This window comes from Providencia sp. SP181, assembly GCF_050446505.1.
Lineage (GTDB): Bacteria > Pseudomonadota > Gammaproteobacteria > Enterobacterales > Enterobacteriaceae > Providencia > Providencia vermicola.
Map to the genome: position 1 here is coordinate 212,669 of NZ_JBBPXM010000004.1, position 9,167 is coordinate 221,835.

Annotated in this window: 16 protein-coding genes; 5 read left to right on the plus strand and 11 right to left on the minus strand. The window is 40.9% G+C overall.

Annotated features, from left to right (window positions below; genetic code table 11):
• Positions 1–82: 82 nt before the first annotated feature.
• From AABS66_RS08835 to AABS66_RS08880, 10 genes are all read right to left on the minus strand, one after another.
• Positions 83–556 (minus strand): recombination protein NinB, encoded by a 474-nt coding sequence (locus tag AABS66_RS08835; protein WP_430224805.1) that lies wholly within the window; start codon positions 554–556, stop codon positions 83–85.
• A gap of 286 nt (positions 557–842) precedes the next feature.
• Entirely contained in the window at positions 843–1,046 is a 204-nt protein-coding gene (locus tag AABS66_RS08840) for a DUF551 domain-containing protein (protein ID WP_430224806.1), read from the minus strand.
• Complete coding sequence (locus tag AABS66_RS08845; RefSeq protein WP_272660772.1) at positions 1,046–1,228, minus strand: hypothetical protein; 183 nt, start codon at positions 1,226–1,228, stop codon at positions 1,046–1,048. The genes AABS66_RS08840 and AABS66_RS08845 overlap by 1 nt, the downstream gene beginning before the upstream one ends.
• Complete coding sequence (locus AABS66_RS08850; RefSeq protein ID WP_395606120.1) at positions 1,228–1,518, minus strand: hypothetical protein; 291 nt, start codon at positions 1,516–1,518, stop codon at positions 1,228–1,230. Before AABS66_RS08850 ends, AABS66_RS08845 begins: the two co-directional genes overlap by 1 nt.
• Complete coding sequence (locus AABS66_RS08855; RefSeq protein ID WP_430224807.1) at positions 1,515–1,727, minus strand: Lar family restriction alleviation protein; 213 nt, start codon at positions 1,725–1,727, stop codon at positions 1,515–1,517. Before AABS66_RS08855 ends, AABS66_RS08850 begins: the two co-directional genes overlap by 4 nt.
• Positions 1,728–1,752: 25 nt before the next feature.
• A complete protein-coding gene (locus AABS66_RS08860; RefSeq protein ID WP_430224808.1) occupies positions 1,753–3,639 on the minus strand; it encodes a toprim domain-containing protein in 1,887 nt (628 codons plus the stop codon).
• Between the two features lie 114 nt (positions 3,640–3,753).
• On the minus strand, positions 3,754–4,620 hold the full coding sequence (locus AABS66_RS08865; protein WP_430224809.1) for a replication protein: 867 nt from the start codon (positions 4,618–4,620) through the stop codon (positions 3,754–3,756).
• The gene (locus AABS66_RS08870) at positions 4,595–4,768 is read right to left on the minus strand and encodes a hypothetical protein (protein ID WP_187710178.1); all 174 of its coding nucleotides are present in this window, start codon (positions 4,766–4,768) and stop codon (positions 4,595–4,597) included. The genes AABS66_RS08865 and AABS66_RS08870 overlap by 26 nt, the downstream gene beginning before the upstream one ends.
• A 20-nt stretch (positions 4,769–4,788) precedes the next feature.
• Positions 4,789–5,106: a CII family transcriptional regulator gene (locus AABS66_RS08875; RefSeq protein ID WP_036978872.1), complete on the minus strand. Its 318-nt coding sequence runs from the start codon at positions 5,104–5,106 to the stop codon at positions 4,789–4,791.
• A 105-nt stretch (positions 5,107–5,211) separates the two neighbouring features.
• A complete protein-coding gene (locus AABS66_RS08880) occupies positions 5,212–5,421 on the minus strand; it encodes a helix-turn-helix transcriptional regulator (RefSeq protein ID WP_006657610.1) in 210 nt (69 codons plus the stop codon).
• A gap of 107 nt (positions 5,422–5,528) precedes the next feature.
• On the opposite strand from AABS66_RS08880, the gene AABS66_RS08885 reads away from it, so the two are divergent.
• The 5 genes from AABS66_RS08885 (at position 5,529) to AABS66_RS08905 (ending at position 8,453) form a co-directional block, all read left to right on the plus strand.
• A complete protein-coding gene (locus tag AABS66_RS08885) occupies positions 5,529–6,173 on the plus strand; it encodes a LexA family protein (protein ID WP_006657611.1) in 645 nt (214 codons plus the stop codon).
• Between the two features lie 363 nt (positions 6,174–6,536).
• A complete protein-coding gene (locus AABS66_RS08890; RefSeq protein WP_430224811.1) occupies positions 6,537–7,100 on the plus strand; it encodes a toxin-antitoxin system HicB family antitoxin in 564 nt (187 codons plus the stop codon).
• A gap of 22 nt (positions 7,101–7,122) precedes the next feature.
• A complete protein-coding gene (locus AABS66_RS08895; RefSeq protein ID WP_430224812.1) occupies positions 7,123–7,563 on the plus strand; it encodes a hypothetical protein in 441 nt (146 codons plus the stop codon).
• A 429-nt stretch (positions 7,564–7,992) separates the two neighbouring features.
• Positions 7,993–8,307: a hypothetical protein gene (locus AABS66_RS08900; protein ID WP_239498433.1), complete on the plus strand. Its 315-nt coding sequence runs from the start codon at positions 7,993–7,995 to the stop codon at positions 8,305–8,307.
• A 14-nt stretch (positions 8,308–8,321) separates the two neighbouring features.
• Entirely contained in the window at positions 8,322–8,453 is a 132-nt protein-coding gene (locus AABS66_RS08905) for a hypothetical protein (RefSeq protein WP_430224813.1), read from the plus strand.
• Positions 8,454–8,467: 14 nt separating this feature from the next.
• Here AABS66_RS08905 and AABS66_RS08910 read toward each other — a convergent pair whose 3' ends face one another.
• Entirely contained in the window at positions 8,468–8,914 is a 447-nt protein-coding gene (locus AABS66_RS08910) for a hypothetical protein (RefSeq protein ID WP_430224814.1), read from the minus strand.
• Between the last annotated feature and the right edge of the window lie 253 nt (positions 8,915–9,167).

The following is a 9,167-nucleotide window of genomic DNA, read 5'->3' on the forward strand; positions in this document are numbered from 1 at the left end:
CAGTAGTTATTACGATTGATAGCCCATAAGGCGTTCTGTGATGCTAGTGACGCCATAGCGATTGCCATTTTTGATATGATGTTCATCTCTCTTGCTGCTCCTTGAGTTTATGTTTGTCACCGATGCGTTGCGCCCACTCCAGTTCTCGCTTTGCATCATCAGTGAATTTCACGCCATTTTGTGAGCCGAACCAGTGAGCGCATTCGATAACATCCGCTATTTGTCTTACTCGCATTTTGCTAGTGCGCTCACCGAAATAAACAATGCCGCCACCTAGACCCGCAGCCGACCGCTGAGCCTCACCCTTAACTTGCTTGTTGAGTACAGTAATTAAATCCTTCCAGTCCTCTTTGTCGTACCGTTGACCTTGCCACATGACCTGTTCAGACAAATCAGTAAGAGTTGCCCACATGCGGTCATTTTGTGCTTTGGTTCGTTTGGGTTCGGAGAGTTTGACTTCGTATGGCTTGGCTGAATCTATTGGTAGGTTTTGTATTGCTTCGATGGCGTTCTGTCTGATGCTTTTACTACTGAGATAGTATGTCTTTAGTGACATTTAACCTCCAATTTTTATTTTAATGATAGGCAATCCTTATTGGATAAATATTTTAATTGGTAACAATATATACATAATTTAATTATTAGTTACATTTGGAAGTAAATTAGACATGATTTTTAACCCTAAATTTCTCTTGCTTCTTCTCTTTGGTGCCCTTGTTTTGCTTTTTCATGATGCATTCAATGAGGCTGAATTTTTTATTAAATTCTTAAAAAAAGAGGTAATGCTGATTGACTCAAAATAAATACATCATAAGGTGAATCAGGTGTTCTTATTGAAGTCATCATTCACCCTCTGGCATTGGTGGGAGTGGCATCCAGTGAGTTACATCTTCAAGTGGAATGCATGAGTAAAAATCACCATCATCCCATAACCCAGTTCTAGAAAATAAACATAGAATCGTTGGCATTCCATTCCAAATTGCTATTACTCTAACGTCTAGCTCAGGTAATTTCTCACTCACCTTAACCCAATTAGTTCCCTGCATTAGATGCCTCCCATTAACTTGTTAAGTTCCAGCCTAAACAACTTTTTAGCTACTCTCATGCAGCGATAAGGCTTGAAAAAGTGTCGGTTGTAATCTTTCGTTTGCTTGATGTATTTGCGCTTTCTTCTGGTCGCTTCATCCGTGTAAGCCCAGTTCAGCTCTGTTAACGTTGTTCCTTTCATCACTCAACACCTCTCTTAATTGCCCGTTTAGCTTCTCTGCGTATTGCTATTCCCATGCGTTCTAACCAGTCTGCGTATTTCAGCAAAGCCTCAGTTTCAGTTTCTAGTCTAGGGAAATCGTCCAAATTCAAACTAACTTCCCAGCCATGAAGCCCCCGCCTTTTGGTGGCTTTTATTTTCTGCTCCAAGCGTGTTTTTTCGTTGTAGTGAAGAAGTTGATAGGTTTTAACTTTCTTGTCGTCATCCTTTGAGTATGCGACTAGCTCCATCTTAGTTTGCTTGGTTTTCACTTAGACGCCCTCCGATTCCATTCATCTCTAACTGATGAATAAAACTCAGGGCAGTCACCACCGTTAGATACGAACTTGGCTCCTGACTGAGCCTTGCAATCGCGACATATGACATAATAAAACTTACCGAATCCATCTGGATCATAGTCATTGGTAACAGATACTTTTTCACTGCCGCAGAATGGGCATGGATTTAAATTATTGCTCATCTAGAAGTCCTTATGATTTTGTGTGTTAATACTCAGTTACGTGTTTGCTTTGCCATACTTGGTCATATTCTGAGTTAGGCATGTTAGCGATGTAGTTGTATGGTGAGCCGCCTTCCATGATTAAAAACTGGTGAGAACGCTCTTCAAGGTATAATGGGATCTTACCTTCCCATCCTTCACCGTTTCGTTGCTTCTCCAAGCACAATACAGATGCTGGCTCTGCGGTGTGATTCTGCTCCTCTGGTGTTAATTGCTGTCCAGCTTGTAGCTTCTGTAAAGCTCTCTCGCGGCGTTTGTTTCTCCAGATGATAAACAGGTTATCTGTCAGGTCAGTGATTGAGCCTGAGCCTTTCACGTCCATTTTACCCGTGGGTTTATCTTCGCTATCAGACTTGCGGCTGTGAGTGACTAGAATGACATGGCTATTGGTTTTATTTTTGAAGTCACATATTGCGTCTAAAAATTCCTTTTGCCCGTTGTAGTCATCGTCATCAATCCCACACTTCATCAAGCTATCGATAACAAAAAGGTTTATTCCATAGCGTCGGTTTGCATACTGGAATATCTCCAATAACTTTTTGGCTTTCGCTGTTCCTGTTAGCGCAAATAACCAAAGGCGATCGTCATAAAATCCAAAGGCTGATTCAATCTCCATGTTTGTCGGTAGTTTGTTGCAGGTTGCTTGGCGTGTTAGGCGTTTGAGAAATATCGCTGGCTTAAGCTCAAACGATGCGACGCAAGCCCTAGCCCCTTGTCTCATTGCCTCGCAAAGCATATGACCTAGAATTTCGCTTTTACCGTGACCGTTCACCCCATTGAGAATAGTTAATTCCGACTCTCTAAAGCTGAATTGGTGATTTAATGTTTCCCACGGGCTTCTGAAAAGATATTGCTCTTTGCCATAGAATGCTTGGATGGTGTCCTGCATAAACTCACGAGCGCTACATAACTCATCAGGGTCAAAGTAGGTTGCGGTTTCGAGGTACTTAATGATTTCTTCTTGGGTAATTCCAGCCTGCAGGCATTCGTTGATATCTTTTTTCGGCAGTGAAACAAGGCGACAACGATATTCACCAAGTCGATTAGCAATCTCTTTTGCTGCCTCTCGCCCTACTTCGTCAGCATCCAGTGACAGCCAAATCTCGGTAAAGCGGTCTAGGTTGTGATACTCAAACTCAATCCATTGTTGTTTGGCTCCCTTCCCCCCTCCGAATGGCACAGATAACGCAGCTAACCCATATTCGTGGTAGCTCATGCAGTCAATTTCGCCCTCACAAATAATCACTGCTCTGGTGTCTTTGGGTATCTGATCCCAACCGTACAAACAAGGCTCACAATCTGCCTCAACGGAAATCGTTTTTTTGCCATTTGGTCGCTCGGTGCTAATACGCTTTACCTGCAATAATTCGCCGTCTCGCTTGTACGGGAAGGCGATGGCGGGTAATTCACGGGTAACATCATGAGACCAGACTACAGCATCACAAACCTTGAATTCTTCGGCTGTTTTTCTGCTGATCCCACGACCTTCTAGGTAGGTAAAACAATTTTCAGTTTTTCGAATGTTTTTCTTGAGTGATTCGTTTTTTGGTCGGCTAAATTTCTTCTGACTCTTCGCTGAAAAATGATGGTCATCGTCATGAATTCCTAGATATTGTTTAGCTTCGGTCATGGCTTGGTGCAAACTGCAATCTCTAACCTCAACCCACAAATCCAGTAAGTCGCCCCCGATCCCCTCTGCGAAATCAGACCAAACTCTTTTGCCTGAAAGGTTTATTTTCAAGCTCTTGCCTGATTCCCCATTTACCGAACCCGCTACCCACTCGTTATGCTCTTTTTTGCCGTTAGGCAATAAATACTTCGCCACTCGGTCAACATCATCCCAAAGGCGATCTGACAGTTCCGTAATTGTCATTAAGCTTCCCTCAAGTTTAATTTCCTGAACCAGTACCGAACGAAATCAGCACTTAGCCATCCGTGGCAGTAACCACGAATTAACATTGATTTGATAGTTGATTTCATTTTCGCCTCAGTAGAATACGAGACCGTTTTTAGATACCGTGATGGATGATTGCTGCGTTGTGGATTGTGGTAACTCTGGTTTCTCGTCAGTCCAGCGACTGCCGTTTAGGTAGGTTGTCGGATGCATTTTATCAAATCCAAATTGTTGAGTACGTAACCTGCACTGAATATCATTAGCAAGGAACTTGGCAAAATCATCGATTGAACCGCCAGTTTCTTTCCGCCACTCTTTGAATTTCGATTTAAATGCTGTCTTGCATTTGTCCTTGCCAACCTTCCGCATCCCTGCAACCCAAAATATCTTTTCGAATGGCTCGATAAAGGGATCTTGCTTTGTAGGCTCAGAATTCGATTTTTCATCCGTCGAGCGAACCTCTTCGCTCATAGTGTTTTTATTATCTTTCTTTTCTTTTGTAGTATTGTCTTTTGTGTTTACCTGATTCGGGTAATCGCTTTTACCTGATTCGGGTAATGTTTTCTTACCTGATTCGGGTAAACTTACCTTTTTCGGGTAAACTTGTTTTTCTTTCCATTCATGGATGTTTTTATTGATTGAAACATGACGTTTTTCTGCCAATAAAATCCCTCTGGAAACTAACTCACTTTTAGCTGCTGAACACTTGTGCGGCAACATTCCAGTTAACTTTGAAAGTTGCTCATTACCAACCCAATCAGATTTTTTGTTATAGCCGTAAGTCTTTCTGGCAATAGCAAAGAAAACTAACAATTGATGTTGAGTTAAATTGGCAAGCATGACAGCCTCAAGCAGTTCATTGGCTATTCTTGTGTAGCCGTTATCAAGGTCAGCCACTTTGCTCTCCACGACCTTTAGCTCAGGTCTAAAATCATCAAGATATTTTATTTCCGCTGACATGCTGACCTCCTTGTTGCTTTCTAAACTCTTCGACAAATCGTTTGCCGAACTCCCTATTTTTTGCAGCTGCGACTAATAGCCCATCAGGGCTATCAGGATGTACTCTTTCTTCTTGATTTTGGTTGATAAATCGGCGTTTTTTTGCCATAATTACCTCACTAGTTTGATTTAGATTAGCTCCATCTGAGCCTCATCGGTTGCCGCCTTTGAGGTTTTTCTTTTTGGGTATCTGACATGCTCTAGCATCTGAATTAATGCCCTAGCCTCATCACCCTGAATAATCACATCTTGAATTGGCGCATCGAACCCTATTGCGTCCAGCAGTCTTGCTGCCTTCTCAACAAAGCCGTTCTCAGCTTGCCATCTAGTGATTTGGGATTCGTGTACACCGACAGCCTTAGCAACTTGCTTAGGTGTGGTTAAGATGATCCCTTTGCGAATACGAGCCTCAATAGCTCGCACGTTGCGTGAAATTGCGTAGTCCATTTGTTAAATTCCTTTTGACGTAGTTAGTCCGTTGCTCACGATCCTGTGAGTTAAGTTTTGTATTGATACCCTTTTTCAGGGCTGAGGATTTAAAGAGCGGTAAAGTTATGCAGCTTGAGGTGGGAAAACATCATCTAATGAGCATTTCGCACCAAGTTTCTGTAATGCCTCAACGATTACTCGACAATCATTAAGGCTAGGCGTTCTAATACTTAGCTCGTAGTTTGCAATACGAGATTGACCCCATCCGATTGATGAAGCCAAAACAGCCTGAGAAATTCCTAATTTTTTTCGCTGTTCTGCGATGTTATTCATTGTGTGTATCCTCCATGTCTACAGCTCCTATTACACACAATATGTGATTAACTGTCAATCACGAATCGTTTAAATACTTACATCACGTTTTGTGTTAAAAGATAACCATGAAAAAAATAAATGAAATTATTGGCGAGAGACTGAAGTCTATTCGTGAATCTAGAGGGTTAAGTCAAGCGCAACTTGCAAAGCTGTGCGGATATTCCGCAGCCTCTAGAATTGGAAATTATGAACTTGGGGAAAGAAAGATAAGTGCTGATGATGCTTTAGTTATCAGCGAAGCTTTAGGTGTTTCACCTGCGGAATTGATGTTTGGTGATAGGAGCGATCAGGTTGTTAGCAACTATGAGTACCCTCTATTTTCCAAGGTGCAGGCAGGGGCTTTTACTGAAAATAGCAATGCATACACTAGAAGCGATGCCATCGCATGGATACCCACGGCAAAGAAAGCAAGCGATAGCGCATTCTGGTTAGAGGTTGAAGGTCACTCAATGACAGCACCGCAAGGTGGGCGTCCTAGCTTTCCTGAAGGGATGCTGATACTTGTTGACCCTGAGCAAGAGGTTAGCTTTGGTGACTTCTGTATAGCTCGCCTGATGAACGATGAGTTCACATTTAAGCGTCTAATTCGAGAAGGTGAAACAGAATACCTTGAGCCATTAAATCCACGGTTTGAGATGATACCGATTAATGGCAACTGCCAGATTATAGGCAAAGTGGTTAAGTCTCAGTGGCCTGACGACACGTTTTAGGGTGTGAGTAAAATTAACCATTACAGATAGTCCACACTAAATTGATAATGACACTACAGGTAATGTCATATACTATGTCTAAAATACAAGATGTGATTGATGAATTGATTCAAAGGAAAAAATCCATTTCATGCAACGGGAGCTCGGGATTGCTTCTTATTTTGTCGAATCTTGGTTTCAAATTTAAAGATGGAAAGACAACGGGGCATAAAATATTCACTCATTATGAGCTTAGCAAAATAAGTGAATTCAAAACCCACTCAATCGATTGTGGGCATAAGCCCGGGCGAGAAATGAAATTTCAGTACGTACAAAATACCATCCGGTTACTAGTTCAGTATAAAGAAGAACTGGAGGCTATAAATGAAAAATAATCAATTTGACCCAGAAAACTATACCATATCAGTAAAGAAATCTACTGAGGATGGGGAGCCTGTATTCATTGCTAGGGTGTCAGAAATTCCAGACATAATTGAATATGCTGACACACCAGAGTTTGCTAGAGAGTTAGCGCTTGATTCAATTTCTACATCTTATGAAATGTGTACTGAGCAAGGAATAGACTTCCCTACTCCAACAGAAAAAGCCACAGATCATTGTGCAAGTGGAAGAGTTACATTGAGACTGCCGAAATCACTGCATTACAAGTGCATAAGTAAAGCTGAACAAGACGGAGTGAGTCTTAACTCTTACCTAACAACTTGCATAGCCTCATTTACATCTGGTGATGATGTCATTAGGAAGGTATCGGATGAAGTGCGTGCAATTAAGAATCTAATAAAGCCACAGCACGAAAGAAGATTTAAAGAAAAAGAAGCTGGATTGAAGAGTAATTATTTCTGGGAGTTGACATCAAAATCAACCTTAAAAACATCTGAAATTAAAAGCGATATTAGTTTAGATGAAATAGAAATTATCTCTCATTAGGAAAGCTATTAGGAATTTTAAAATGAATATTTTTTCATCCGTAGCGCTTGATTCAATTACTGTAAAATCAATTAATATAGATTTTGATAGACCCAGCATTGACTTCGAGAAGGTTGCATTAAGATTGAGATTGCAGGCTTTTTTTGATGATGCTAGCGATAAAGATTTGCATCTTTGCAAACTTAATTTCTCAGCCACAGTAACCGGTAAGTTAACTGAAGATGGTGAAGAACCTAATTTTGATGACGCTGAACATGAATTTACTATTGTTACTTCTGTAGATTATATCTTTCGAGTACAGGATGCTGATGCCTTCCTATCTTTAGAAGAAGAGGAAAGAAGCGACCTCTGCGCTAATATAGTTTACTTAGATTTTAGACGTCGAGTAATGATGAACGCTTCAAATATTGGGGTGAATAGTTTTAGCATGCCGCTGTCATTGTCAGTCCTACAAAAAAAATAATCACCCATACTCAGCCCTCCCCGCGAGGGCTTTTTTGTGCCCGCAATTCCCCACCAGTGTGATCTCTGACACAAATCGTGTCTATAAATAAAATATTTTCCATTTCAAATCATCACGTTAATTCAATAACAATCAAATAAACACATTTTGTGGTTGACATTAAAATCACAATTTGTGAATATACTACCCATCGAAGGCAGGGAGCCATAGATAAACAGGATGTTAGCTCTTTAAGCAGATAGCGCTGTAAAAGCGCAAACCAAAGACAGTATGTTTTGGGATTGGTGAATGCGCAGGCTGATGCGCTCAGGAACAGATCAGAGGCAGTTGGTTCGATTCCAACTTTAATCCTTGGTGGTTTGAGCTTTGATATAAGTAGGAAATCAGCACCTACCACCAATCACCAAAGCAAACTGAAAGGGGAAAACTATGTGTAACTTTCACGGCTACAACAACGCCAGATCACGCAGAATGGAACGCAGAAAAGCATTGCAGGAAGCGCACGCATTAACTGAAAGCTTAAAAGCAGCAATACATGGCGAACCAGCAAAAGAAGAAAAACGCCCTACCTTATCACTAACACGCAAACCAGTTAGCCGAGTTGAAAAAGCAATTTCAATTCGCAGCACTAAAGTTTATGACTCAGCAGATAATACCTGCTTACCGAATTCTAGTATTTACTCAGCTAAATATCGCAAGTCAGGAACGTTATTAGAGTCTGGCGAAGTTACAGCGAGGGCATAATTAAGGATTGTTTCATGGAAAATAAAGCAGAATTACAGCGCGACTATGCTGAATACAAGAAAAGAGCTAAATCAGCGAAAATCATGAGTGTTCGCATGATGTATATCTCTATGGCTCTAACGTTAAGAGCTGAATTGAGAGATTAAAGCCCACGGATGGGCTAGCCACAAAGAACTCTAAGTAACTTAGTTTTCCAATTAAGCTTTTCTAGATGTTTATCCTCAACACCCATGGCCATTTGAGCTTTAAGTGTTGCTATCGGAATGAGCGACGACCACGGGGTTGAATCGGTAGCCTCTAGTTCAAGCATTCGATCCATTAAATCAGCGTCATCATACTTGGATTTTATAGTAAATAATTTCTGGTAATCAAATGACTTTCTTTTTGATTCTCCAGACTTTTTACCAAATTGATATGTTGATTGTATGCCTGTCAAAATTACAACCAACACACCAAAAATATAAGGATTGGCCTGTAAAACAATAGCCGAGCCGAAAATGAAAATAAATATTGAGATTAATTTATCCAGCCTGCTTAAAGCGGTTGAATACAATTGCTCGAGGTAATGAGAGTAAATAATTCTATCTATAACTTCTTCTCGGCTCATATTAATTCCTTATTTTTTACCTCCGTTACTTGGTGTAGATGGAGGTGGAGGTGTTGGTCTAATTGGTTTCGGGTTTAAGTGATTTGGAACCATATCACCCTGCGATGCGTAATTAATTTTAAGCATTTCAAGTCCTTTCTTTGCATTGGGGTGATTGAATTATACACAGATTTCTTGCGTTGGGGAATGTAAGGAACCACCTCGCCTGACGTGGTTAAAAGCAGGCACAGTTAACTAATTACAGTCCATTCTG